Annotated in this window: 33 protein-coding genes; 1 reads left to right on the top strand and 32 read right to left on the bottom strand. The window is 49.8% G+C overall.

Annotated features, from left to right (window positions below; all coding sequences use genetic code 11):
- Positions 1-4: 4 nt before the first annotated feature.
- From infA to rpsJ, 25 genes are all read right to left on the bottom strand, one after another.
- Positions 5-223: a translation initiation factor IF-1 gene (infA, locus tag AC3WQH_RS16800; RefSeq protein ID WP_003333772.1), complete on the bottom strand. Its 219-nt coding sequence runs from the start codon at positions 221-223 to the stop codon at positions 5-7.
- 117 nt (positions 224-340) lie between these two features.
- Positions 341-1087, bottom strand: coding sequence for a type I methionyl aminopeptidase (gene map / locus AC3WQH_RS16805; RefSeq protein ID WP_005828809.1), 747 nt, complete (start codon positions 1085-1087; stop codon positions 341-343).
- 7 nt (positions 1088-1094) lie between these two features.
- Positions 1095-1739, bottom strand: coding sequence for an adenylate kinase (locus AC3WQH_RS16810; protein ID WP_005828811.1), 645 nt, complete (start codon positions 1737-1739; stop codon positions 1095-1097).
- Positions 1740-1800: 61 nt separating this feature from the next.
- Positions 1801-3096: a preprotein translocase subunit SecY gene (gene secY, locus AC3WQH_RS16815; protein WP_005828813.1), complete on the bottom strand. Its 1296-nt coding sequence runs from the start codon at positions 3094-3096 to the stop codon at positions 1801-1803.
- Positions 3096-3536, bottom strand: coding sequence for a 50S ribosomal protein L15 (gene rplO / locus AC3WQH_RS16820; protein ID WP_005828815.1), 441 nt, complete (start codon positions 3534-3536; stop codon positions 3096-3098). The genes secY and rplO overlap by 1 nt, the downstream gene beginning before the upstream one ends.
- Before the next feature lie 33 nt (positions 3537-3569).
- The gene (rpmD, locus tag AC3WQH_RS16825; protein WP_005828818.1) at positions 3570-3755 is read right to left on the bottom strand and encodes a 50S ribosomal protein L30; all 186 of its coding nucleotides are present in this window, start codon (positions 3753-3755) and stop codon (positions 3570-3572) included.
- 16 nt (positions 3756-3771) lie between these two features.
- Positions 3772-4269, bottom strand: a complete 498-nt coding sequence (gene rpsE, locus AC3WQH_RS16830) for a 30S ribosomal protein S5 (RefSeq protein ID WP_005828820.1) — start codon at positions 4267-4269, stop codon at positions 3772-3774.
- Between the two features lie 18 nt (positions 4270-4287).
- Positions 4288-4650 carry a 50S ribosomal protein L18 gene (gene rplR, locus AC3WQH_RS16835; RefSeq protein WP_005828822.1) on the bottom strand — a complete coding sequence of 121 codons (363 nt, stop codon included), beginning with the start codon at positions 4648-4650 and terminating at the stop codon, positions 4288-4290.
- 32 nt (positions 4651-4682) lie between these two features.
- Positions 4683-5219: a 50S ribosomal protein L6 gene (rplF, locus tag AC3WQH_RS16840; RefSeq protein ID WP_005828824.1), complete on the bottom strand. Its 537-nt coding sequence runs from the start codon at positions 5217-5219 to the stop codon at positions 4683-4685.
- Between the two features lie 36 nt (positions 5220-5255).
- A complete protein-coding gene (rpsH, locus tag AC3WQH_RS16845) occupies positions 5256-5654 on the bottom strand; it encodes a 30S ribosomal protein S8 (protein ID WP_005828827.1) in 399 nt (132 codons plus the stop codon).
- Positions 5655-5681: 27 nt separating this feature from the next.
- Positions 5682-5867 (bottom strand): type Z 30S ribosomal protein S14, encoded by a 186-nt coding sequence (locus AC3WQH_RS16850; RefSeq protein WP_005828830.1) that lies wholly within the window; start codon positions 5865-5867, stop codon positions 5682-5684.
- A 24-nt stretch (positions 5868-5891) separates the two neighbouring features.
- Entirely contained in the window at positions 5892-6434 is a 543-nt protein-coding gene (gene rplE / locus AC3WQH_RS16855) for a 50S ribosomal protein L5 (RefSeq protein ID WP_005828832.1), read from the bottom strand.
- A gap of 26 nt (positions 6435-6460) precedes the next feature.
- Complete coding sequence (gene rplX / locus AC3WQH_RS16860; protein WP_005828833.1) at positions 6461-6775, bottom strand: 50S ribosomal protein L24; 315 nt, start codon at positions 6773-6775, stop codon at positions 6461-6463.
- 49 nt (positions 6776-6824) lie between these two features.
- Complete coding sequence (gene rplN, locus AC3WQH_RS16865) at positions 6825-7193, bottom strand: 50S ribosomal protein L14 (protein ID WP_005828835.1); 369 nt, start codon at positions 7191-7193, stop codon at positions 6825-6827.
- A 41-nt stretch (positions 7194-7234) separates the two neighbouring features.
- A complete protein-coding gene (rpsQ, locus tag AC3WQH_RS16870) occupies positions 7235-7501 on the bottom strand; it encodes a 30S ribosomal protein S17 (protein WP_005828837.1) in 267 nt (88 codons plus the stop codon).
- A gap of 22 nt (positions 7502-7523) precedes the next feature.
- Entirely contained in the window at positions 7524-7721 is a 198-nt protein-coding gene (gene rpmC, locus AC3WQH_RS16875) for a 50S ribosomal protein L29 (protein ID WP_005828838.1), read from the bottom strand.
- Positions 7711-8145 (bottom strand): 50S ribosomal protein L16, encoded by a 435-nt coding sequence (rplP, locus tag AC3WQH_RS16880; protein ID WP_005828841.1) that lies wholly within the window; start codon positions 8143-8145, stop codon positions 7711-7713. The genes rpmC and rplP overlap by 11 nt, the downstream gene beginning before the upstream one ends.
- Positions 8146-8147: 2 nt before the next feature.
- A complete protein-coding gene (gene rpsC / locus AC3WQH_RS16885) occupies positions 8148-8810 on the bottom strand; it encodes a 30S ribosomal protein S3 (RefSeq protein WP_005828842.1) in 663 nt (220 codons plus the stop codon).
- Positions 8811-8823: 13 nt separating this feature from the next.
- A complete protein-coding gene (rplV, locus tag AC3WQH_RS16890) occupies positions 8824-9156 on the bottom strand; it encodes a 50S ribosomal protein L22 (RefSeq protein WP_005828844.1) in 333 nt (110 codons plus the stop codon).
- Positions 9157-9185: 29 nt separating this feature from the next.
- Positions 9186-9467, bottom strand: coding sequence for a 30S ribosomal protein S19 (rpsS, locus tag AC3WQH_RS16895; protein ID WP_005828846.1), 282 nt, complete (start codon positions 9465-9467; stop codon positions 9186-9188).
- 49 nt (positions 9468-9516) lie between these two features.
- Positions 9517-10347, bottom strand: coding sequence for a 50S ribosomal protein L2 (gene rplB, locus AC3WQH_RS16900; RefSeq protein ID WP_005828847.1), 831 nt, complete (start codon positions 10345-10347; stop codon positions 9517-9519).
- 32 nt (positions 10348-10379) lie between these two features.
- Positions 10380-10670, bottom strand: a complete 291-nt coding sequence (gene rplW / locus AC3WQH_RS16905; protein ID WP_005828849.1) for a 50S ribosomal protein L23 — start codon at positions 10668-10670, stop codon at positions 10380-10382.
- The gene (gene rplD, locus AC3WQH_RS16910) at positions 10670-11293 is read right to left on the bottom strand and encodes a 50S ribosomal protein L4 (RefSeq protein ID WP_005828851.1); all 624 of its coding nucleotides are present in this window, start codon (positions 11291-11293) and stop codon (positions 10670-10672) included. Before rplD ends, rplW begins: the two co-directional genes overlap by 1 nt.
- A gap of 17 nt (positions 11294-11310) precedes the next feature.
- Positions 11311-11940, bottom strand: a complete 630-nt coding sequence (gene rplC / locus AC3WQH_RS16915) for a 50S ribosomal protein L3 (protein WP_492332167.1) — start codon at positions 11938-11940, stop codon at positions 11311-11313.
- Positions 11941-12092: 152 nt separating this feature from the next.
- Positions 12093-12401 carry a 30S ribosomal protein S10 gene (gene rpsJ, locus AC3WQH_RS16920; protein ID WP_005828858.1) on the bottom strand — a complete coding sequence of 103 codons (309 nt, stop codon included), beginning with the start codon at positions 12399-12401 and terminating at the stop codon, positions 12093-12095.
- A 352-nt stretch (positions 12402-12753) separates the two neighbouring features.
- Between rpsJ and AC3WQH_RS16925 the strand changes: the two genes are divergently transcribed.
- Positions 12754-13152, top strand: a complete 399-nt coding sequence (locus AC3WQH_RS16925; protein WP_492332168.1) for a globin domain-containing protein — start codon at positions 12754-12756, stop codon at positions 13150-13152.
- 6 nt (positions 13153-13158) lie between these two features.
- On the opposite strand, the gene AC3WQH_RS16930 is transcribed toward AC3WQH_RS16925, so the two are convergent.
- From AC3WQH_RS16930 to rpoC, 7 genes are all read right to left on the bottom strand, one after another.
- Positions 13159-14094, bottom strand: a complete 936-nt coding sequence (locus tag AC3WQH_RS16930; protein WP_005828862.1) for a DMT family transporter — start codon at positions 14092-14094, stop codon at positions 13159-13161.
- A 162-nt stretch (positions 14095-14256) separates the two neighbouring features.
- Positions 14257-15447, bottom strand: coding sequence for an elongation factor Tu (tuf, locus tag AC3WQH_RS16935; RefSeq protein WP_005828864.1), 1191 nt, complete (start codon positions 15445-15447; stop codon positions 14257-14259).
- Between the two features lie 119 nt (positions 15448-15566).
- Positions 15567-17645 (bottom strand): elongation factor G, encoded by a 2079-nt coding sequence (fusA, locus tag AC3WQH_RS16940; protein ID WP_005828865.1) that lies wholly within the window; start codon positions 17643-17645, stop codon positions 15567-15569.
- A gap of 71 nt (positions 17646-17716) precedes the next feature.
- Positions 17717-18187, bottom strand: a complete 471-nt coding sequence (gene rpsG, locus AC3WQH_RS16945; protein ID WP_005828872.1) for a 30S ribosomal protein S7 — start codon at positions 18185-18187, stop codon at positions 17717-17719.
- 54 nt (positions 18188-18241) lie between these two features.
- Entirely contained in the window at positions 18242-18685 is a 444-nt protein-coding gene (gene rpsL / locus AC3WQH_RS16950) for a 30S ribosomal protein S12 (RefSeq protein ID WP_005828873.1), read from the bottom strand.
- 120 nt (positions 18686-18805) lie between these two features.
- A complete protein-coding gene (locus AC3WQH_RS16955; RefSeq protein ID WP_005828874.1) occupies positions 18806-19060 on the bottom strand; it encodes a 50S ribosomal protein L7ae-like protein in 255 nt (84 codons plus the stop codon).
- Between the two features lie 137 nt (positions 19061-19197).
- Complete coding sequence (gene rpoC / locus AC3WQH_RS16960; protein WP_005828875.1) at positions 19198-22824, bottom strand: DNA-directed RNA polymerase subunit beta'; 3627 nt, start codon at positions 22822-22824, stop codon at positions 19198-19200.
- Positions 22825-22830 lie beyond the last annotated feature (6 nt).

Below are 22830 nucleotides of genomic sequence, written 5' to 3' on the forward strand. Positions count from 1 at the left end.
CTTACTATTTATAGCGGTACGTAATACGTCCGCGGGTCAAGTCGTACGGCGACAGTTCAACAGTTACTTTATCCCCCGGCAGGATACGGATAAAGTGCATGCGGATTTTTCCGGAGACGTGAGCGAGGACTTTGTGTCCATTCTCCAATTCTACTCGAAACATAGCGTTCGGCAAAGGCTCAATTACTGTGCCTTCTACCTCAATTACATCATCTTTTGCCATGGTAAACTCTCCTTTCTTCTGCTCTTCAGTCGGACCATGAGTTTTGCGAAACGATCACACAACGAACTTATCGTCGACACGTTGGACGACAATCCCGAATCACTCGGAACTCCCGCTTTATGTTCGTGTAAAAATCTCATAGCCATCTTCCGTAATCGCGATGGTGTGTTCAAAATGAGCACATGTTTTCCGATCCAATGTTACTACCGTCCAATTGTCCTCCAATGTGCGGACATAACGTTCGCCGGCATTTACCATTGGCTCAATTGCCAACACCATGCCTGGTTTTAACCGTGGACCCCGATCAGGCGGGCCGTAGTTAGGAACCTGCGGATCTTCGTGCAAGTTTTGCCCAATCCCATGCCCCACATACTCGCGGACGAGTGTGAAGCCGGCAGCTTCTGCGTGAACTTGAATGGCGTGGGAGATATCGGACAACCGTCCGCCAGGAACAGCTTTTTCAAGCCCCTTGAACAGCGATTCTTCCGTTACCCGCAACAGCTTTTCATTTTCCGCTGAAATTTTGCCGACCGGATACGTCCAAGCGGAGTCTCCATGGTACCCTTGGAACTGGGCACCGATGTCGATGCTGATGATGTCTCCTTCTTGCAACGCCCGTTTCCCTGGGATCCCGTGTACGAGTTCTTCATTGACTGAAGCACAGATACTACCTGGAAAGCCACCGTAGCCTTTAAATGATGGAACTGCTCCCATGCTACGAATAAATGTCTCGGCAATTTCGTCTAGCTGCTTTGTCGTGACACCAGGCTTGATCGCCTTGGCCAGCTCTTGATGGGTGAGTGCGACGATACGACCAGCTTCGCGCATAACCTCAAGTTCTGCTTTCGACTTCAGGATAATCATTCGGCAATTACCCTCTTAGCAATGACTTAATTTCCGCAAACACTACCTGGATATCTTGTTCCCCATCGATATCTCGCAGGAGTTCCTGTGCGGAGTAGTAGTCGATGAGTGGCTGAGTCTGAGCGATGTTGACATCAAGGCGCTGTGTTACCACTTCGATCTTGTCGTCATCACGCTGATACAGCTTACCACCATCTTTGTCACACACGCCAGCCTCTTTTGGAGGATTGAACATCGTGTGATAGCTAGCTCCACATACAGGGCAGATCCAGCGACCGGTCAGACGTTCAATCAATTGCTCGCGACGAACGTTGATGTTAATCACATGATCGATTTCGCGTCCCAGCTCTTTGAGGGTAGCTGTCAACGCTTCTGCCTGTGGAACCGTGCGCGGAAATCCGTCGAGCAGGAATCCCTTTGCGCAGTCGTCCATCGAGAGGCGCTCCCGCACAATTCCGATGACTACTTCATCGGGAACAAGCAAACCTTTATCCATAAAGGATTTGGCTTGCAGTCCGAGCGGCGTTTCGTTTTTAACCGCTGCCCGGAACATGTCGCCAGTCGAAATGTGCGGGATGTCAAACTCTTTTACGATACGTTCTGCCTGTGTTCCTTTACCGGCACCAGGCAGCCCCATCAGAATTATATTCACGTCCATTCCCTCCGTCCCATAAAGAAAAGCTACAGAGGCTTTTCTGTAAACATCTAAGTCATTACTTGATAAACCCTTGGTAATGGCGTTTGATCATCTGGCTTTCGATCTGCTTCATTGTGTCAAGGGCTACCCCAATCACAATCAAGAGCGAAGTGCCGCCGATGTAAATCTGCTGCGGCAGGTTAGCCAGCTTACTGAAGAAGAATGGCAAAATAGCAATTGCCATCAAGAACAATGCGCCAGCCAATGTTAGACGGTTTAGTGTACGAGTAATGTAAACCTCAGTGTTTTTACCGGGTCGGATACCAGGAATGTAACCGCCATTTTTTCTCATGTTTTCAGCCATTTGCACAGGGTTTATCTGAACAAATGTGTAGAAGTAGGTGAAACCGAGAATCAAGATAGCGTACAACGTCATTCCCAACGGTTCGTTCACTTGGAAGTTGCGATAGATCCAGTTGGCGAACCCAGTTCCGGATGAATCCACCCAGAACTGCGCGATTGTCGACGGGAACAGTACCAGCGAGACGGCAAAGATTACAGGAATAACACCGGCAGAGTTGATTTTCAGCGGAATGTGTGTGGATTGACCACCGTACATTTTACGTCCAACCACTCGCTTCGCGTATTGCACTGGAATTTTGCGGATACCTTGCTGCATAAAGATAACCCCGACAATAATAGCGAGGATCACCAGCAGAATGATCACAACTTTGACGATGCTGAAGAAGATGTTCTGAGAAGGATCACCGAACTGTGTGGTGTAAATCGTCGAAATTCCAGTTGGAATGTTAGCGACGATCCCGGCCACGATCAGGATCGAAATCCCGTTACCGATTCCCTTCTCCGTAATCTGTTCCCCCATCCACATCATGAATGCGGTCCCAGCCGTCAGTGTCAACGCGATGAGTGCATAGCTGCCAACGGAAGTGTCGTTGAGCAGGCCAGGCGCCATATTATTGAAGCCGATTGTCATCCCTACAGACTGAATCAAACCGAGGACGATTGTCGCGTAACGGGTAACAGTAGCGATCTTGCGACGGCCAACTTCCCCTTCGCGTGCCCATTGCGTCAGCTTAGGCACAACATCCATCGACATCAGTTGCATGATGATCGATGCCGTAATATATGGCATGATACCCATGGCAAAAATCGAGAAGTTTTGCAGTGCTCCACCAGAGAAGGTGTTCAACAAGCCCAACAAGTGGTTTGTGTTCTGCTGAAACAGCTCGACGTTTACGTTAGGAACCGGTACAAAGCTACCGATCCGGAAGACGACCAACATCATGAGAGTAAACAGGATCTTACGACGCAAGTCGCCAATCTTAAAAATGTTAGTTAAGGACGCTAACATTAGATCACCTCGGTTGTTCCACCGACTTGAGCGATCTTCTCAGCAGCAGCTCCGGAGAACTTGTGAGCTTTCACAGTCAGCTTCACAGTCAGTTCACCGTTAGCAAGAACCTTAACACCGTCGCGCAGCGCGCTGATAACACCAGTTTCTTTCAACAGCTCAGGTGTTACTACAGTACCCTCTTCGAAACGGTTCAGCGCGTCCAGGCTAACAATCGCAAATTCTTTGCGGCTGATGTTAGTGAAACCGCGCTTAGGCAGACGACGGTACAATGGGTTTTGACCACCCTCGAAACCAAGGCGAACTCCGCCGCCGGAACGAGCGTTTTGACCTTTGTGACCTTTACCAGCAGTTTTGCCAGTACCGCTACCGATACCGCGACCGATGCGCTTACGAGTGTGACGGGATCCTTCTGCAGGTTGCAGTTCATGCAATTTCATACGTTGCACCTCCTAACTAATTGAGATGTAGGGTTATGCTTCTACTTCTTTCACTTCAACCAAGTGCTTCACTTTGAAAATCATTCCACGGATTGCAGCGTTGTCTTCCTTCACTACAGTGGAGTTGATTTTGCGAAGACCCAGAGCTTTTACGGTATCTTGTTGGTCTACAGTGCGACCGATCAGGCTGCGTTTGAGGGTGATTTGCAATTTTGCCATGTTCATTCCCTCCTTATTAACCCAACAACTCGTCAACAGTCTTACCGCGCAGTTTCGCGACATCTTCCGCTGTTTTCAGACGGCCGAGGCCTTCCAGCGTAGCGTTGACCATGTTGATAGGATTGTTGGAACCAAGAGACTTACTCAAGATATCGCCTACACCAGCCAGTTCGAGAACGGCACGAACAGGTCCGCCAGCGATAACACCAGTACCAGGGGCAGCAGGCTTGATGAGAACTTTACCTGCACCGAATTGGCACATAACTTCGTGTGGAACAGTCGTTCCTCTCAGCGGTACACGGATCAATTTTTTCTTAGCGTCGTCAATCGCTTTGCGAATGGCGTCTGGAACTTCTTGAGCTTTACCCATACCAGCACCTACGTGGCCGTTACGGTCTCCCACAACAACCAGGGCGCTGAAGCTCATGCGACGTCCACCTTTAACCGTCTTAGCTACGCGGTTAACAGCGACTACTTTTTCTTCGAGCTCTAATTTGCTAGGGTCGATACGCATTCCTTACCCTCCTTGTTGTTAGAATTGCAGACCAGCTTCGCGAGCTGCTTCTGCCAGTGCTTTAATACGTCCATGATAGATGTAACCACCGCGGTCAAAAATCACTTCAGTCGCACCTTTTTCTTGTGCACGCTTAGCGATCAATGTACCAACAGCCGCAGCAGCTTCCACGTTAGCGCCATTTTTCAGGCCCAGCTCTTTATCGAGAGAAGATGCAGATGCCAGTGTTACGCCAGTTGCATCATCGATCAGTTGAGCGTAGATGTGCTTAGAAGAACGGAATACGTTCAGACGCGGACGGATAGCAGAACCAATCACGCGTTTGCGGATACGCAGGTGACGTTTTTTCCGAGCTTTGTTTTTATCAGCTTTCGTAAACATTAAGCGGCCTCCTTTCTCATGAAGCTAGAAGCTTATTTACCTTTTTTACCTTCTTTACGACGAACCACTTCATCGCTGTACTTGATACCTTTGCCTTTGTATGGCTCAGGTTTGCGCAGCGAACGAATTTCAGCAGCAACTTGACCAACGCGCTCTTTGTTGATGCCTTTTACCACCAGAGTGGTTTGGTTTGGTACATCGATTTCGATACCCGCTTCTGGAGTAACTTCCACTGGGTGGGAGAAACCAAGAGAAAGAGTAACGCCGTTACCGCTTTTCGCAGCACGGTAACCTACACCGACGAGCTCCAGAGTACGAGTGAAGCCTTCGGATACGCCTTTTACCATGTTGGCAACCAGCGCACGAGTTGTACCGTGCAGGGAGCGGTGAAGTTTGTTGTCGCTTGGACGCTCTACAACAACTTCGTTTTCAGAAATGTTGATTTTGATATCTTCATGGAAGTTACGAACGAGTTGACCCTTAGGGCCCTTTACCGTCAGCTCAGTTCCGTTCAGAGTGAGGGTAACGCCTGCAGGTACCACGATCGGTTTTCTACCGACACGAGACATGTGGTGCACCTCCTGTGCTTTTTTACATTCTGTTAATTACCAAACGTATGCAAGAACTTCTCCGCCAACATGAGCTTGACGAGCTTGCTTGTCAGTCATAACACCGTTGGATGTGGAGATGATCGCGCAACCGAGGCCACCCAAAACTTTAGGTACTTCGTTGTTTTTCGCATACACACGAAGTCCTGGTTTGGAGATACGTTTCAGACCTGTGATAACGCGCTCGTTGTTCGCACCGTATTTCAGGAATACGCGGATGATTCCTTGTTTGTTGTCCTCAACAAACTCCGCATCGCGGATGAAGCCTTCTTCTTTCAGAATGCGCGCGATTTCCTTCTTGATGGTGGACGCTGGGATCTCCACTTTCTCGTGGCGAACCATGTTAGCGTTACGAATACGTGTCAACATATCTGCGATTGGATCAGTCATAACCATGAGAGAAAACCTCCTTCCCGTTTCAAATTACCAGCTTGCTTTTTTCACGCCTGGAATTTGACCTTTATAAGCAAGTTCACGGAAGCAAATACGGCAGAGTTTGAATTTGCGCAATACGGAGTGCGGACGTCCGCAACGCTCGCAACGAGTGTACGCGCGCACTGCAAACTTCGGCTGCCGCTGTTGCTTGATAATCATAGATTTCTTTGCCACATTCTTCCCTCCTTACGAGTGGGTTTATTTACGGAATGGCATACCCATTTGAGTCAGCAGCTCACGAGCTTCTTCATCCGTTTTCGCGGAAGTAACAATTACGATGTCCATACCGCGAACTTTGTCAATTTTATCGTACTCGATCTCAGGGAAGATCAGTTGTTCCTTCAGACCAAGTGTGTAGTTACCGCGACCGTCAAATGCCTTGGAAGAGATTCCACGGAAGTCACGAACACGCGGAAGAGATACGTTCATCAATTTGTCGAGGAAGTGGTACATACGCTCGCCGCGCAGGGTAACCTTCGCACCGATCGGCATACCTTCACGCAGTTTGAAACCAGCGATGGATTTCTTTGCGCGAGTTACTACAGGTTTTTGTCCAGCAATAGTTTGCAGGTCTTCAACCGCAGCATCCAAGGTTTTAGCGTTACCTACCGCTTCGCCAACACCCATATTGATGATGATCTTTTCAACCTTCGGCACTTGCATGATGGAAGTGTAGTTGAACTTGCTCATCAGGCTAGGCACGATTTCTTTTGTGTACTTTTCTTTCAATCTTGTTGCCATCTAGGATATCCTCCTTTCCAACCTGACTACTTGTCGAGTACTTCGCCAGACTTTTTCGCGTACCGAACTTTCTTACCGTTATCCAAAACTTTGTAACCGATGCGAGTAGCTTTTCCGGACTTCGGATCGATCAAAGATACGTTGGAAACGTGAATCGCTGCTTCTTGAGTCACAATGCCACCTTGCGGGTTAGCTTGGGACGGACGGCTGTGTTTCTTCACGAGGTTGATACCTTCAACCAGAACGCGTTCTTTCTTCGGATAAGCAGCGAGAACGCGACCTTTTTTGCCTTTATCTTTGCCCGCAATTACGATAACAGTGTCGCCTTTTTTAACGTGCATCGCCTGGTGCACCTCCTATCGAACAAACTGCCTGAGTTTTTCCGTTCAATTAGATAACCTCTGGAGCCAGAGAGATGATCTTCATGAAATCTTTGTCGCGGAGCTCACGAGCTACTGGTCCAAAGATACGAGTACCACGTGGGGACTTATCTTCCTTGATGACTACCGCTGCATTTTCATCAAAACGGATGTAAGAACCATCTTGACGACGAACGCCGCTTACAGTGCGAACTACAACTGCTTTAACTACTTGACCTTTCTTGACAACGCCGCCGGGTGTAGCGGATTTTACGGAGCACACGATAACATCACCGATGTTCGCCGTTTTGCGACCGGAACCACCCAGAACCTTGATGCACATGAGTTCCTTTGCACCGGAGTTGTCAGCAACAGCCAATCTCGTCTGAGTTTGGATCATTTACTGTTCCTCCTTTCGGATTTGATATCCGAAAATCTGACTTATACGATTACTGCCTCTTCGACGATACGTACCAAACGGAAACGTTTATCTTTGGACAAAGGACGAGTTTCCATCAACTCTACGATGTCGCCCACTTTTGCCGTATTGTTCTCGTCGTGAGCCTTGAACTTTTTGGAGTATTTCACGCGTTTGCCGTACAACGGGTGTGTCTTGTAAGTTTCAACAAGCACAACAATGGTTTTATCCATTTTGTCGGAAACAACGCGACCTACAACGGATCGACGCATATTGCGTTCTGCGGTCATCGTTCAAACCTCCTTCCTTTAATTAGCCGATTCCCAATTCTCTCTGGCGCAGGATGGTTTTCGCACGAGCAATATCCTTACGCACTTGTTTGATGCGAGATGTGGTTTCGAGTTGACCTGTAGCCAACTGGAAACGAAGGTTGAACAACTCTTCTTTCAAAGAAGCGACGTTTTGTTCGATCTCGGCAGTGGTCAAATTGCGGAACTCATTAGCCTTCATGTGCGTCACCACCCACTTCTTCACGCTTCACGAATTTGCATTTGATAGGCAGCTTGTGCATAGCAAGACGCATAGCTTCGCGAGCGACTTCTTCAGATACGCCAGCAAGTTCGAACATGATCTTGCCTGGCTTCACTACCGCTACCCATTTCTCAGGAGAACCTTTACCGGAACCCATCCGTACTTCGAGCGGCTTTTGTGTAATTGGTTTGTCAGGGAAGATTTTAATCCACACTTTACCGCCACGCTTGATGTAACGAGTCATCGCGATACGAGCAGCCTCGATCTGACGGTTAGTTACCCAAGATGGCTCCAATGCTTGCAATCCGTATTCACCGAACGCAACAGTAGTACCGCCTTTTGCGTTACCAGCCATTTTCCCGCGGTGTTGTTTACGGTGTTTCACGCGTTTTGGCGTCAACATGATTACTTGCCTCCTTCCTCAGTAGCGACGTTCTTTCTCGCTGGAAGGACTTCTCCACGGTAGATCCACACTTTTACACCGATGCGACCATATGTGGTATGAGCTTCAGCAGTACCGTAGTCGATGTCGGCACGCAGAGTGTGAAGCGGAACAGTACCTTCGCTGTAACCTTCAGAACGTGCGATGTCCGCGCCGCCAAGACGACCGCTTACCAAGGTTTTGATACCTTTAGCACCTGCACGCAGCGTACGAGTGATCGATTGCTTTTGCGCACGACGGAAAGAAATGCGGTTTTCCAATTGACGAGCGATGTTTTCAGCTACCAGAGTAGCATCCAGATCCGGACGTTTTACTTCGTTGATATTGATATGAACGCGTTTGCCAGTCAAATCAGTCAAGGATTTGCGCAGAATTTCTACCTCTGCCCCACCTTTACCAATTACCATACCAGGCTTAGCGGTGTGAATCGTTACGTTCACGCGATTAGCTGCGCGTTCGATTTCGATAGTGGATACAGCAGCATCTTTCAGACGCCCTTTTACAAACTTGCGGATTTTCAAGTCTTCGTGCAACAGAGTTGCGAAGTCCTTGTCAGCGTACCATTTGGACTCCCAGTCACGAATGACACCGATCCGAAGACCTACCGGGCTTACCTTTTGACCCACACGTAATCCCTCCTTATTTCTCGTTTAGTACCACTGTGATGTGGCTAGTGCGTTTATGGATGCGGCTTGCGCGACCCATAGCGCGCGGACGGAAACGCTTCAACGTAGGACCTTGGTCCACGAAGATTTTGCTAACTACCAGGCTGTTTGGATCCATTTCGTAGTTGTGCTCAGCGTTTGCAATAGCCGACTTCAGGAGCTTTTCAACAACTGGAGAAGCTGCTTTTGGCGTGTGTTTCAAGATCGCCAACGCTTCACCTACTTGCTTGCCTCTAATCAAGTCAACCACCAGGCGGACTTTACGAGACGCAATGCGAATATTGCGAGCAACTGCTCTTGCTTCCATCTTTGTACCTCCTCTCTGTCAAGAGAAAATTAGCGCTTCTTGGATTTCTTGTCGTTGTCGACGTGACCCTTGAAGGTACGAGTTGGTGCGAACTCACCCAATTTGTGACCAACCATGTCTTCCGATACGTATACTGGAACATGTTTGCGACCATCGTATACAGCAAACGTGTGTCCTACGAACTCAGGGAAGATGGTGGAACGACGAGACCAGGTTTTGATCACGCGTTTCTCGTTCTTTTCATTTTGCTCGTCAACTTTTTTCATCAAGTGGTCATCCACGAAAGGACCCTTTTTTAAGCTACGTCCCATTAGTGAACCTCCCTTCGCCAAAGGCGTTCGGTTATTGTATCAGCCTACCTTACTTCTTGCGGCGGCGGATGATGTATTGGTCGGACTTGTTCTTCTTCTTGCGAGTCTTGAGACCCAGGGTTGGTTTACCCCAAGGAGTAACAGGTGCTTTACGACCGATTGGAGCGCGACCTTCACCACCACCGTGTGGGTGATCGTTCGGGTTCATTACGCTACCGCGAACAGTTGGACGAATACCCAACCAGCGGGAACGTCCTGCTTTACCGATGTTCAGCAGTTCGTGATCGAGGTTACCTACTTGACCGATAGTAGCGCGGCATACGTTGTGGATGCGGCGAGTCTCACCGGAAGACAGGCGAACGATTACGAACTCACCATCACGACCCAACAGTTGAGCGGAAGCACCAGCAGCGCGAACCAGTTGGCCACCTTTGCCTGGTTTCAGCTCGATGTTGTGGATGGTAGTACCTACCGGGATTTTTTCCAGCGGCAGCGCGTTACCGATTTTGATGTCGGCATCTGCTCCGGAAATGATCTCATCTCCAACTTTCAGGTTGTGAGGAGCGAGGATGTAACGTTTTTCACCATCAACGTAGTTGATAAGTGCGATGTTAGCGGAACGGTTTGGATCGTATTCGATAGTAGCTACGCGACCTACGATGCCGTCTTTGTTACGCTTGAAGTCGATAATACGGTATTTACGTTTATGACCGCCACCTTGATGACGTACGGTAATTCTACCTTGGTTGTTGCGACCAGCTTTTTTGCTAAGAGGCGCCAGCAAGGATTTTTCGGGAGTCGACGTAGTGATCTCCTCGAAAGTAGAAACCGTCATTTGGCGACGACCAGGAGAAGTCGGTTTAAACTTTTTGATACCCATGTTAATACCCTCCTTTTCGGTAGTCGTCGAGGTTATACTCCCTCGTAGAAGGCCAGTTCTTTGCTGTCATCAGTCAGCTTAACGATTGCTTTCTTCCACTCGGATGTGTAACCGGAGTATTTTCCGTAGCGTTTTGGTTTAGCAGGGACACGGATAGTGTTAACTGCTTCTACTTTCACGCCGAACACTTTTTCAACAGCTTGCTTGATTTCGGTTTTGTTGGCTTTGAGAGGTACTTCGAAAACGTACTTCTTCTCAGCCATCATATCAGTGGTGCGCTCGGTAATGACAGGGCGCTTAAGGACGTCATGAAGGCTCTTCATTATGCGAGCACCTCCTCTACTTTCGCAACCGCGTCTTTCGTCACGATTACTTTGTCATGCGCTACCAGATCCAGAACGTTAATGCCTGCAGCATCTACAAATTTAGCACCTGGGATGTTACGGGAAGAGAGAGCTACGTTTTGATCGAACTCGGAAGTTACGATCAGAACTTTGCGATCTACTTTCAGGTTGTTCAAAACAGCGGTCATTTCCTTGGTTTTAGGAGCTGCGAAGTTCAATGCATCCAGAACCAGGAGTTCGTTGTTTTGTACTTTCGCGGACAGTGCGGATTTCAGAGCCAGACGGCGAACTTTACGGTTCAGTTTGTAACCGTATTTGCGCGGAGTTGGACCGAATACAACACCGCCACCTTTCCATTGCGGAGAGCGAATGGAACCTTGGCGTGCGCGACCTGTACCTTTTTGGCGCCATGGCTTGCGGCCACCGCCACGTACTTCAGAACGGTTCTTTACATCGTGTGTTCCTTGACGTTGGGATGCTTGTTGCATCACGATCGCATCGTACAGAACAGCGTTGTTAGGCTCAATCCCGAATACGCTATCTGCCAATTCGATTTCGCCAACTTGAGAACCAGTTTGGTTATAAAGAGCTACTTTCGGCATGTCAGTTCCTCCTTTCCTTAGTGTTTCTTGACTGCCGTCGATACCAGTACACAACTGTTTTTCGGACCAGGCACGGAGCCTTTTACGAGAATCAGGTTGCGAGCAGCATCTACTTTAATTACTTCCAGATTTTGGATGGTTACCTTGTCGCCACCCATTTGTCCTGGCAGGGTTTGACCTTTGAAAACGCGGTTTGGAGCGACAGCACCCATGGAACCAGGACCGCGATGGTAGCGCGAACCGTGAGCCATAGGACCGCGGGATTGGTTGTGACGTTTGATCGCACCTTGGAAACCTTTACCCTTGGTTACGCCAGACACGTCAACGATGTCTCCCTCGGCAAAAATGTCTACTTTCAACTCTTGACCAACCTCGTAATCAGCGAGGTTAACTCCGCGAATTTCGCGAATGAAGCGCTTAGGAGCAGTGTTAGCTTTTGCTGCATGTCCTTTTTCCGGCTTGTTAGCGCGCTGTTCTTTTTTGTCTTCGAAGCCGATTTGAATCGCTTCGTAGCCATCGTTCTCCACATCTTTCTTTTGAAGAACCACGTTAGAACCTGCTTCGATAACCGTTACAGCGATCGCTGTTCCGTTTGGACCAAAAACTTGAGTCATGCCAAGTTTTTTCCCTAAGATTCCTTTGGTCATTTGTGCCACCTCCTGTGCTTATTTCAGTAAAAAAACGTTTTTATGTTGTATCAAGTCCCCACCGATGCGCAGGGGTGCCATTTTAAGGGTTTGTTGCTTGGTATAACACGCTTATCAAGACAACGTCTGCGCGTGTATCGCTTTTTGGGACCTTACAGTTTGATCTCGATGTCTACACCGGATGGCAGATCCAGACGCATCAAAGCATCTACTGTTTGTGGTGTAGGGTTCAAGATGTCGATCAAACGTTTGTGAGTACGCATCTCGAATTGCTCGCGAGAATCTTTGTACTTGTGCACCGCACGCAGGATCGTATAAACTGCTTTCTCGGTCGGAAGCGGGATTGGGCCGGATACGTTTGCTCCGGAACGCTTCGCTGTGTCCACGATTTTCTCTGCGGATTGATCGAGGATTTTGTGATCATACGCCTTCAAACGAATACGAATCTTTTGCTTTGCCATTTTAGTCCCTCCTTTTTCGCCCATTTATTAAACAGACATTTCTCCGTGGAAATATCCTGCACCCCGGTCATGGCAAAGGGGCCGGGTGTGTCAGCAACCTCCCACATCATCGCAAGTCCATGACCAACATTCAATATTGTACTAAAAATATCTGGGCAACGCAAGTGATTTCTTGGTCTCCCGCACATTTTTTGTACACGCGAGCCTACTGAAAGACTCACCTCGTCCATATTACTGATTTCCCGGCAGAAAGGCAAGCGGGATTACCTGCCAACTTCCTCCCGTCCTATCTATAATAGAAAGAAGACGTTATACTAAGGAATGAGCTGTCTAAGCAAAGGAGGCTGTCTGTATGTCTGAAGCCATTCGCACTCCGTATGAAATGATTGGCGGGGCCGATACGTTGGCTCGTCTTGTTGATGCCTTTTACGATCTGGTTGCCCGGCACCCCGATCTTGCTCCCCTTTTCCCTGAAGACTTCACGGAAGTAAAAGAACGCCAATATCAGTTTCTCACACAGTTTCTCGGCGGCCCGGCTCTCTATACAGAGCGCCACGGGCATCCGATGCTGCGCGCACGCCACATGCGCTTTCCGATCGGCCCTGTCCAAGCGGAAGCCTGGCTGGCTTGTATGAAAACCGCCATGGACAAAACCGGGCTGAAAGGCGAGCTTCGGGAACAAATTTTTGAGCGGCTGCGTTTGACTGCTTATCATATGGTGAACAAGTGGGACCAAGAAGAAAAAGCGTAGGATATCCTACGCTTTTGTCGTTAGTTCGGGAGCTGCTTTGGATGGAACCGGGGTCGGCTTAACCAAATTGCGCGAACCGAGGTACACCCCACCTACAATCATAAACAGCGCGAGCACGTGCACGAGCTTCAGTTGCTCTCCGAGAAACAGTGCGGCGAACAGCAGGCTGGCCATTGGCATTCCGTTCAAAAATACGGCTGTTCGGCTGGCTCCCAGTTGGCGGATGCCGTAGTTCCAGCCGACCGAGCCGAGCGCGGTGGAAAGTGCGCCTGAGACGAAGATCACCAGCCACTGGAACGGCGATACCTCCAGGGAAAAATAGTACGATGCCGGCTGTTGCACGAGCGCTGCCGCCCACAAAAAGACGATCCCGAACATTTGCGACAAGGCCGTAATCAGCAGCACAGGCACTCCGCGGACAACCAGCTTGCGGATCAGCAAGCCTCCTGTTACATACATGAGCATGGAGAAAAACATGATGGCGTCGCCCCAGCCGTTCATATGAAAACCTCCGTGCTGGGAAATGACCACAATCAGCACTCCCGCAAAGCCTACGCCAATACCGAGCCCTTTTTGCCACGACATGGCTTCGCCGAGAAAGATCATCGCCAGCAAAGCTGTCGCCAAAGGATTCAACCCCAAAATCAGCGAAGCGTTGCCTGCCGTTGTCGTCTGGACGCCTGCCGCCAGAGTGATCTGGTGCAGCGCAATCGAGCTGGCTCCCACACCCGCGATCAGCAGCCAGTCGCCTTTTTTCAAACGCAGATTCGTTTTGTATTTATAAATAATAGGTGCCAGGCATACTCCCGCTACCGTCATCCGAATCGCAGCAACGTAGAGCGGCGGAAACGTGGCGAGGTATTTCACCATTACCACGTTCAAGCCCCAAAGCGTGACAACGCCGATCAGCATGAAAAACAACAACTTCTCCTTGTTTTGCATTTCTCTATCCCCCATCCACTGATCGTATTGTAGCACACGGCCAGTCGCCGGCTTATTGAATCATTTTGATGGGAACGATGCAGAAAATTGATGAGACCCTGTCATACAAAAAGAAAAACCCGACAACAAATGCTGTCGGGTTTTTGTACGTATCAGTAAATCTTACGCGTCGATAGAAGCTACAACGCCAGCGCCTACTGTACGGCCACCTTCGCGGATCGCGAAGCGAGTACCTTGTTCCATCGCTACTGGAGCGATCAGTTCAACGGTGAACTCAGTGTTGTCGCCAGGCATAATCATTTCAACGCCTTCTGGCAGTTGGATGATACCTGTTACGTCAGTTGTACGGAAGTAGAATTGTGGACGGTAGTTAGCAAAGAAAGGAGTGTGACGTCCGCCCTCTTCTTTGGACAGAACGTAAACTTCTGCTTTGAACTTGGTGTAAGGCTTAACGGAACCTGGTTTCGCCAAGCATTGTCCACGCTCGATGTCTTTACGCTCAACACCGCGCAGCAGGGCACCGATGTTGTCACCAGCTTGAGCTTGATCCAGCAATTTGCGGAACATCTCAACACCAGTTACAGTTGTGGAGCGAGTTTCTTCAGCCAGACCAACGATTTCTACTTGGTCACCGACTTTAACGATACCGCGCTCTACACGGCCAGTAGCAACTGTACCACGACCAGTGATTGTGAACACGTCCTCAACTGGCATCAGGAAAGGCTTGTCAGTTGCGCGCTCAGGAGTTGGGATGTAGTTGTCAACAGCGTCCATCAGTTCAACAACTTTTTGAGCCCATTCGCCAGTTGGGTTGTCGAGAGCTTCTTTAGCGGAACCTTTGATTACTGGGATATCGTCGCCTGGGAACTCGTATTGGGAGAGCAGGTCACGGATTTCCATTTCAACCAGTTCGAGCAACTCTTCATCGTCTACCATGTCGCATTTGTTCATGAATACTACGATGTAAGGTACGCCTACTTGGCGGGACAGCAGGATGTGTTCGCGAGTTTGTGGCATTGGGCCGTCAGCCGCGGATACAACCAGGATAGCGCCGTCCATTTGAGCAGCACCGGTAATCATGTTTTTCACGTAGTCAGCGTGACCAGGGCAGTCAACGTGAGCATAGTGACGGTTTTCAGTTTCGTACTCAACGTGAGCGGTGTTGATGGTGATACCGCGCTCTTTTTCTTCTGGAGCAGCATCGATGCTGTCATAAGCCATAGCTTTTGCTTTACCTTGTTGCGCCAATACAGTAGTGATCGCAGCAGTCAGGGTAGTTTTACCGTGGTCAACGTGACCGATGGTACCGATGTTAACGTGTGGTTTATTACGCTCAAATTTTTCTTTTGCCATGAGAGCTAAAGCCTCCTTAAATGATAAGGGTTTTATAGGTAAGAAAGGTTTACCCTATCAAGGGTTGTACCTTAAACATTGTAAACCTTTCCTGATTCAAGATAAAGCGGAACCGTAAATTATTCGCCTTTCGATTTCTTAATGATCTCTTCAGCGATGAATTTAGGTACTTCTTCGTAGTGGTCGATCACCATGGAGTAAACGCCACGGCCTTGGGTACGGGAACGAAGAACTGTGGAGTAACCGAACATCTCGGACAGTGGTACCATCGCACGGATTACTTGTGCATTCGCACGAGCTTCCATACCTTCGATACGACCGCGGCGGGAGTTCAGGTCGCCCATTACGTCGCCCATGTACTCTTCCGGCATTGTAACTTCTACTTTCATGATTGGCTCGAGCAATACAGCGCCACATTTTTTCGCAGCTTCTTTCAGAGCGAGAGAACCTGCTACTTTAAACGCCATCTCGGAGGAGTCGACATCATGGTAGCTACCGTCTACGATCGTAGCTTTGATGTCAACCAGCGGGAAGCCGGCGAGAACACCATTTTTCATCGCTTCTTCGATACCCGCTTGTACAGCAGGGATGTATTCGCGCGGTACCACACCACCGACGATTTTGTTTTCGAATTGGAAGCCTTGTCCTGGTTCGAGTGGTTCGAACTCCACCCAAACGTGACCGTATTGACCACGACCACCGGACTGACGAACGAATTTACCTTCCACTTTCGCAGCTTTACGGAATGTTTCACGGTAAGCTACTTGTGGAGCACCTACGTTCGACTCGACTTTAAATTCGCGTTTCAGACGGTCAACGATGATCTCCAGGTGAAGCTCACCCATACCGGAGATGATTGTTTGACCAGTCTCTTCGTCTGTGCGGGTTCTGAACGTTGGATCCTCTTCAGCCAGTTTGGACAGGCCGATACCCATCTTGTCTTGGTCTGCTTTGGATTTTGGTTCGATCGCAACAGAGATAACTGGCTCTGGGAATTCCATAGACTCGAGGATTACAGGAGCCTTTTCATCACACAGAGTATCACCAGTTGTCGTATCTTTCAAACCTACAGCCGCAGCGATGTCACCGGAGTAAACCGTTTGGATCTCTTCGCGGTGGTTTGCGTGCATTTGCAGGATACGACCTACACGTTCGCGTTTACCTTTTGTGGAGTTCAGAACGTAAGAACCGGAGTTCAGTACGCCGGAGTAAACGCGGAAGAAGGTCAGACGGCCTACGTACGGGTCAGTCATGATCTTGAAGGCAAGAGCAGAGAACGGACCGTTGTCGTCTGCAGGACGTTCAACTTCATCTTCAGTGTCAGGCAAAGTACCTTTGATTGCAGGGATGTCTACTGGAGATGGCAGATAACGAACAACGTTGTCCAGCATAGGCTGAACACCTTTGTTACGGTAGGAAGATCCGCACATTACAGGAGTCAGTTTGCACTCAATGGTACCTTTGCGCAGAGCCGCACGGATTTCGTCGTTGGTCAGCTCTTCGCCTTCCAAGTACTTCATCATCAGCTCTTCGTCTTGTTCCGCAGCCGCTTCAACCAGTGCCAGACGCAGCTCTTCGCACTTGTCTTTCAGCTCAGCAGGGATTTCGGTAGCATCGGAAGTTTTGCCCAGGTCATCGGTATAGATGATTGCCTTCATTTCGATCAGGTCAACCATACCTTTGAATTGGTCTTCTGCTCCGATTGGATATTGAACTGCTACTGGATTTGCACCCAGACGAGTTTTGATCTGCTCCAAGCACATATCAAAGTTAGCGCCCAAGATATCCATTTTGTTGATGTAGCACATACGCGGTACGCCGTAGCGGTCAGCTTGGCGCCATACGGTTTCGGTTTGCGGCTCAACGCCACCTTTTGCGTCAAAAACGGTTACAGCACCGTCAAGAACGCGCAGGGAGCGCTCAACTTCTACAGTGAAGTCTACGTGGCCTGGCGTGTCGATGATGTTAATACGATGGCCATTCCATTGAGCGGTAGTAGCAGCCGAAGTGATGGTGATACCGCGCTCTTGCTCTTGTTCCATCCAGTCCATGGTTGCTGCACCTTCGTGCACCTCACCAATCTTGTGAACGCGACCGGTGTAGAACAGAATACGCTCAGTCGTTGTCGTCTTACCAGCATCGATGTGAGCCATGATACCGATATTACGCGTATTCGGCAAAGAGAACTCGCGAGCCATTCAGGTATGCTCCTTCCATACTCGAGTTTTTGAATAAACGGGTATCCAAAACGGACACCCGATTCAATTTCCTACCAGCGATAGTGAGCAAACGCTTTGTTCGCTTCAGCCATCTTGTGCGTGTCTTCACGCTTTTTAACTGCTGCACCGGTGTTGTTAGCTGCGTCCATGATCTCGTTAGCCAGACGTTGTTCCATGGTTTTCTCTCCACGGCTACGGGAGTAGTTAACCAGCCAACGCAAACCAAGAGTAGTACGGCGCTCCGGTTTTACTTCGATTGGTACTTGGTAGTTAGCACCACCTACACGGCGAGCTTTAACTTCCAGTACAGGCATTACGTTTTTCAGTGCTTCTTCAAACACTTCCATCGGGTTGCGACCAGTGCGCTCCTGAATGATGGTGAATGCGTTGTAGAGAATATTTTGCGCTACACCGCGTTTGCCATCCAACATCAGGCGGTTAATCAAACGAGTAACCAGCTTGCTGTTGTAAATAGGATCAGGCAACACGTCACGACGGGTTACAGGACCTTTACGAGGCATCGTATTCCCTCCTTCTTTTCGGTATAAATTCACGCCACTTCACAGGCGTTTTTCTTATTTCTTTTTCGCTGCTGCAGCCGCTTGACCTGGTTTTGGACGTTTTGTACCGTATTTGGAACGACCTTGTTTACGGTTGTTAACGCCTGCAGTGTCAAGTGCACCACGAACGATATGGTAGCGTACCCCTGGCAAGTCTTTTACACGACCGCCGCGCACCAGCACGACGCTATGCTCTTGCAGGTTGTGGCCAATACCACCGATGTAAGCTGTTACCTCGATTCCGTTAGTCAAACGCACACGAGCGTATTTACGCAACGCGGAGTTCGGTTTTTTCGGAGTCATGGTACCTACACGCGTGCAAACACCACGTTTTTGAGGAGAGCTTTGGTTGGTTTGGCTTTTCTTGAAGCTGTTGTACCCTTTTTGCAGAGCTGGGGACTTCGACTTCACAACCTTGTCCTCGCGACCTTTACGCACCAATTGGTTAATTGTAGGCATGATGTTACCTCCCTTCTTAATACCCAATCTTCAAGACCACAGATCCAGGTGAGTCATTTTTAGGCCAAATAGAAAGTTCTTGTCCACCTTTTACGCACTGCGTAACAGACAAAAACATCGTTAACCACTTTTCTTAATCGCAGCGGTAGCCGCTCCCACTTCAATTCCGCACGCTTTGCCTAACCGGCGCATGGAATCTACATGAATGACTGGAACACCCTTCTCTTTGCAAAGGAGCTCGACTTTTTGGGTCAAACGTCTGTCAGCATCAGCCGCGATGTAAACTGCTTCAACCTGGAGGTTTTCCACGGCTTTCATCGTTTGCTTGATACCGATCGTCAACTCCTTGGCCCGCTCTACTTTTTCATAAGACATGATTCTCATATCCTCCAAAGTACAGATGTCAGGCACACTTGAATATAATATCAGGTGGGTCAGTTGTTGTCAACGCCCAGCTCATATTTTTATTCAGGAAGGCGCCCACCAAATTTTGACGGGCGCCACTCCTGTTATTACTCGACAGAAACTGCTTCCTGCTCTGCTTTCAGAGCTTCCTGTTCTGCTTCGTAATCAACCTGACTAGCTACTTTTACATTGCGATAACGGGACATACCGGTACCTGCCGGAACGAGTTTCCCGATAATCACGTTTTCTTTCAGGCCAAGCAGGCGATCCACTTTTCCTTTGATCGCTGCATCGGTAAGAACGCGAGTCGTCTCCTGGAACGAAGCTGCCGACAGGAAAGAGTCGGTTTCCAGGGATGCTTTTGTAATCCCCAAAAGAACCGGACGGCCTACTGCCGGGTTTTTGCCTTCGAGGAGAACTTTTGCGTTCGCTTGCTCAAACTCCGGAACTTCCACATAGGAGCCTGGCAGGAGGTCTGTGTCTCCGCTGTCGATGACGCGCAGCTTGCGGAGCATCTGACGGATCATAACCTCAACGTGCTTGTCGTTAATTTCTACACCCTGCATGCGGTAAACTTTTTGTACCTCTTGCAAAATGTAGTTGGAAACGCCGCGCATGCCGCGAACTTTGAGCATTTCTTTCGGGTCTACGGAACCTTCCGTGAGCTCGTCACCGGCACTCAGCTTGGTACCGACAGATACCTTGATACGCGCACCGTATGGAGCAGAGTACACTTTGCTTTCCGCTTCCCCGCGAACTTCGATTTCACGACGGTCCTTGCCTTCGCGAATGTCGACAACTTCCCCGTCGATTTCGGAAATAACGGCCTGACCTTTTGGATTGCGCGCTTCAAACAGCTCTTGAATACGCGGCAAACCTTGGGTAATATCGTCTCCGGCAACCCCACCGGTATGGAAGGTACGCATGGTCAGCTGGGTACCAGGCTCACCAATGGACTGAGCGGCGATAATACCAACCGCTTCTCCCACTTCCACCTCGGCTCCGGTTGCCAGGTTGCGTCCGTAGCACAGTTTGCAGACACCATGGCTGGTGCGGCAAGCGAGTACGTTGCGGATGTAGACACTTGTGATGCCCACTTTTTCGATATACTCGGCAACTTCTTCAGTAATTTCCTCGTTGCGGCCGACGATGACTTCGTTTGTTTCCGGATGGCGCAATGTCTCAAAGCATGTACGTCCAACCAGACGGTCAGACAGCTTCTCGATTTCTTCCCGGCCATCCTTGATCGCTGTAACACGGATCCCTTTATCCGTACCGCAATCTTTTTCGCGGACGATCACGTCTTGAGCAACGTCTACGAGACGACGGGTCAAGTAACCCGAGTCCGCAGTACGCAGCGCCGTATCGGCGAGACCTTTCCGCGCACCGTGCGTGGAGATAAAGTACTCCAATACGGTCAGACCTTCACGGAAGTTGGATTTGATCGGCAACTCGATGATTCGGCCGGACGGGTTCGCCATCAGACCGCGCATACCAGCGAGCTGTGTGATCTGGGACACGTTACCGCGGGCACCGGAGTTCGCCATCATGAAGATCGCATTGAATTTGTCCATGGACTTCATGAGTACGTCGGTTACTTCGTCCTTGGCTTTGGACCAGATCGAGATGACACGGTCGTAACGCTCGTCTTCGGTAATCAGACCGCGACGGAACTGCGTCATGACGGTTGCAACCTTTTTATCCGCTTCTTCCAGAATGTCTTTCTTCTTCTCTGGTACGGCAATGTCCGCTACCGCGATGGTAATACCGGCTTTTGTCGAGTACGTGAAGCCCAGTTCCTTGATCTTGTCGAGGATCATGGACGTTTTCATCGTACCGAAGCGACGGAAGCACTCGGAAATGATCGTTCCCAAGAAGCCTTTTTTCACCGCGCCCGGATCAGGCAGGTTCTTGATGAACTCGGTAACGTTGACGCCTTTATCGAAAATAAAGTATTCGTCAGGAACCATGTTTTGCAGGTTCGCTTTGGTTGGTACGTTGATGTACGGCAGCTCTGGCGGGAAGATTTCGTTGAAGATCACTTTCCCGACCGTTGTTACGATGAGCGCGTTCTGCTGGCGCTCGGTAAAGCTGGTTTTGTTCAGGCGCTTCGCTGGCAGAGCGATGCGCGTATGCAGGCTGATAAAGCCTTGCTGGTAAGCGGCAATCGCATCGTGAGGATCGCGATAAATCGTACCCTCGCCTTTGTCGCCTTCACGTTCCAGTGTCAGATAGTAAGAACCAAGCACCATGTCCTGGGATGGCGTTACTACTGGTTTACCGTCTTTCGGGTTCAAGATGTTTTGCGCTGCCAGCATGAGAATACGGGCTTCCGCCTGCGCCTCTGCAGACAGCGGAACGTGAACCGCCATCTGGTCACCGTCGAAGTCCGCGTTGTACGCTGTACAAACGAGCGGATGCAGACGGATCGCGCGGCCTTCAACCAGTACCGGTTCGAAAGCCTGGATACCCAGACGGTGCAAGGTGGGGGCACGGTTCAGAAGCACTGGATGCTCGCGAATGACGTCTTCAAGAACGTCCCATACTTCAGGCTGAACGCGCTCTACCTTGCGCTTGGCGCTCTTGATGTTGTGAGCGAGTCCTTTGGAAACCAGCTCTTTCATCACGAACGGTTTAAAAAGTTCCAGCGCCATTTCTTTTGGCAGACCGCACTGGTACATCTTCAGGTTAGGTCCTACAACGATAACGGAACGTCCGGAGTAGTCAACACGCTTACCGAGCAGGTTTTGGCGGAAACGTCCTTGTTTACCTTTCAGCATGTGGCTGAGAGATTTCAGCGGACGATTACCTGGGCCAGTCACCGGACGACCGCGGCGGCCGTTGTCGATGAGCGCGTCTACCGCTTCCTGCAGCATCCGTTTTTCGTTTTGTACGATAATGTCAGGAGCACCCAGTTCGAGCAGGCGCTTCAGACGGTTATTCCGGTTGATTACGCGACGGTACAGATCGTTCAGGTCGGAAGTGGCAAAACGTCCACCATCCAACTGAACCATCGGACGAAGCTCTGGCGGGATTACCGGCAAAACGTCCAGAACCATCCAATCCGGGTGGTTGCCGGAGTTGCGGAATGCCTCCAGCACTTCCAGGCGCTTGATCGCGCGGTTGCGACGTTGGCCTTGTGCTGTTTTCAGGTCTTCCTTCAGCATTTCCACGTCTTTGTCCAGATCGATTTCCGCGAGCAGGCGCTTGATCGCCTCCGCCCCCATCATCGCTTGGAAAGAGTGGCCGTATTTCTCCCGATAGTTGCGGTACTCCTTTTCCGAGAGCAACTGCTTTTTATCGAGTGGTGTGTCACCTGGATCGGTTACTACATAAGAAGCGAAGTAGATAACTTCTTCCAGGGAACGCGGGGACATGTCGAGCACCAAGCCCATGCGGCTTGGAATCCCTTTGAAATACCAGATGTGAGAAACTGGGGCAGCCAGCTCAATATGCCCCATGCGCTCACGCCGTACTTTGGCGCGGGTCACTTCCACGCCGCAACGGTCGCACACTACACCTTTATAACGTACACGCTTGTACTTACCGCAATGGCACTCCCAGTCCTTGGTCGGTCCAAAGATGCGTTCGCAGAACAAGCCGTCTTTTTCCGGTTTCAGTGTGCGGTAGTTGATCGTCTCTGGCTTTTTCACTTCCCCGAAAGACCACGAACGGATCTTATCGGGGGAAGCCAAGCCGATCTTCATATATTCGAAGTTGTTCACGTCTATCACAGGGCG

This window comes from Brevibacillus sp. FW301-21C12A (assembly GCF_058788915.1).

Excerpts from the sequence above, each read along its gene's own strand:
- infA (WP_003333772.1), bottom strand. The coding sequence starts at position 223 with ATGGCAAAAGATGATGTAATTGAGGTAGAAGGCACAGTAATTGAGCCT.
- map (WP_005828809.1), bottom strand. The coding sequence starts at position 1,087 with ATGATTATCCTGAAGTCGAAAGCAGAACTTGAGGTTATGCGCGAAGCT.
- secY (WP_005828813.1), bottom strand. The coding sequence starts at position 3,096 with ATGTTAGCGTCCTTAACTAACATTTTTAAGATTGGCGACTTGCGTCGT.
- rplO (WP_005828815.1), bottom strand. The coding sequence starts at position 3,536 with ATGAAATTGCATGAACTGCAACCTGCAGAAGGATCCCGTCACACTCGT.
- rpmD (WP_005828818.1), bottom strand. The coding sequence starts at position 3,755 with ATGGCAAAATTGCAAATCACCCTCAAACGCAGCCTGATCGGTCGCACT.
- rpsE (WP_005828820.1), bottom strand. The coding sequence starts at position 4,269 with ATGCGTATCGACCCTAGCAAATTAGAGCTCGAAGAAAAAGTAGTCGCT.
- rplR (WP_005828822.1), bottom strand. The coding sequence starts at position 4,650 with ATGTTTACGAAAGCTGATAAAAACAAAGCTCGGAAAAAACGTCACCTG.
- rplF (WP_005828824.1), bottom strand. The coding sequence starts at position 5,219 with ATGTCTCGTGTCGGTAGAAAACCGATCGTGGTACCTGCAGGCGTTACC.
- rpsH (WP_005828827.1), bottom strand. The coding sequence starts at position 5,654 with ATGGTTATGACTGATCCAATCGCAGATATGTTGACACGTATTCGTAAC.
- rplE (WP_005828832.1), bottom strand. The coding sequence starts at position 6,434 with ATGGCAACAAGATTGAAAGAAAAGTACACAAAAGAAATCGTGCCTAGC.
- rplX (WP_005828833.1), bottom strand. The coding sequence starts at position 6,775 with ATGCACGTTAAAAAAGGCGACACTGTTATCGTAATTGCGGGCAAAGAT.
- rplN (WP_005828835.1), bottom strand. The coding sequence starts at position 7,193 with ATGATCCAAACTCAGACGAGATTGGCTGTTGCTGACAACTCCGGTGCA.
- rpsQ (WP_005828837.1), bottom strand. The coding sequence starts at position 7,501 with ATGACCGCAGAACGCAATATGCGTCGATCCGTTGTAGGTCGCGTTGTT.
- rpmC (WP_005828838.1), bottom strand. The coding sequence starts at position 7,721 with ATGAAGGCTAATGAGTTCCGCAATTTGACCACTGCCGAGATCGAACAA.
- rplP (WP_005828841.1), bottom strand. The coding sequence starts at position 8,145 with ATGTTGACGCCAAAACGCGTGAAACACCGTAAACAACACCGCGGGAAA.
- rplV (WP_005828844.1), bottom strand. The coding sequence starts at position 9,156 with ATGGAAGCAAGAGCAGTTGCTCGCAATATTCGCATTGCGTCTCGTAAA.
- rpsS (WP_005828846.1), bottom strand. The coding sequence starts at position 9,467 with ATGGGACGTAGCTTAAAAAAGGGTCCTTTCGTGGATGACCACTTGATG.
- rplB (WP_005828847.1), bottom strand. The coding sequence starts at position 10,347 with ATGGGTATCAAAAAGTTTAAACCGACTTCTCCTGGTCGTCGCCAAATG.
- rplW (WP_005828849.1), bottom strand. The coding sequence starts at position 10,670 with ATGAAGAGCCTTCATGACGTCCTTAAGCGCCCTGTCATTACCGAGCGC.
- rplD (WP_005828851.1), bottom strand. The coding sequence starts at position 11,293 with ATGCCGAAAGTAGCTCTTTATAACCAAACTGGTTCTCAAGTTGGCGAA.
- rplC (WP_492332167.1), bottom strand. The coding sequence starts at position 11,940 with ATGACCAAAGGAATCTTAGGGAAAAAACTTGGCATGACTCAAGTTTTT.
- rpsJ (WP_005828858.1), bottom strand. The coding sequence starts at position 12,401 with ATGGCAAAGCAAAAGATTCGTATTCGTTTGAAGGCGTATGATCACAAA.
- AC3WQH_RS16925 (WP_492332168.1), top strand. The coding sequence starts at position 12,754 with ATGTCTGAAGCCATTCGCACTCCGTATGAAATGATTGGCGGGGCCGAT.
- AC3WQH_RS16930 (WP_005828862.1), bottom strand. The coding sequence starts at position 14,094 with ATGCAAAACAAGGAGAAGTTGTTGTTTTTCATGCTGATCGGCGTTGTC.
- tuf (WP_005828864.1), bottom strand. The coding sequence starts at position 15,447 with ATGGCAAAAGAAAAATTTGAGCGTAATAAACCACACGTTAACATCGGT.
- fusA (WP_005828865.1), bottom strand. The coding sequence starts at position 17,645 with ATGGCTCGCGAGTTCTCTTTGCCGAATACGCGTAATATCGGTATCATG.
- rpsG (WP_005828872.1), bottom strand. The coding sequence starts at position 18,187 with ATGCCTCGTAAAGGTCCTGTAACCCGTCGTGACGTGTTGCCTGATCCT.
- rpsL (WP_005828873.1), bottom strand. The coding sequence starts at position 18,685 with ATGCCTACAATTAACCAATTGGTGCGTAAAGGTCGCGAGGACAAGGTT.
- AC3WQH_RS16955 (WP_005828874.1), bottom strand. The coding sequence starts at position 19,060 with ATGTCTTATGAAAAAGTAGAGCGGGCCAAGGAGTTGACGATCGGTATC.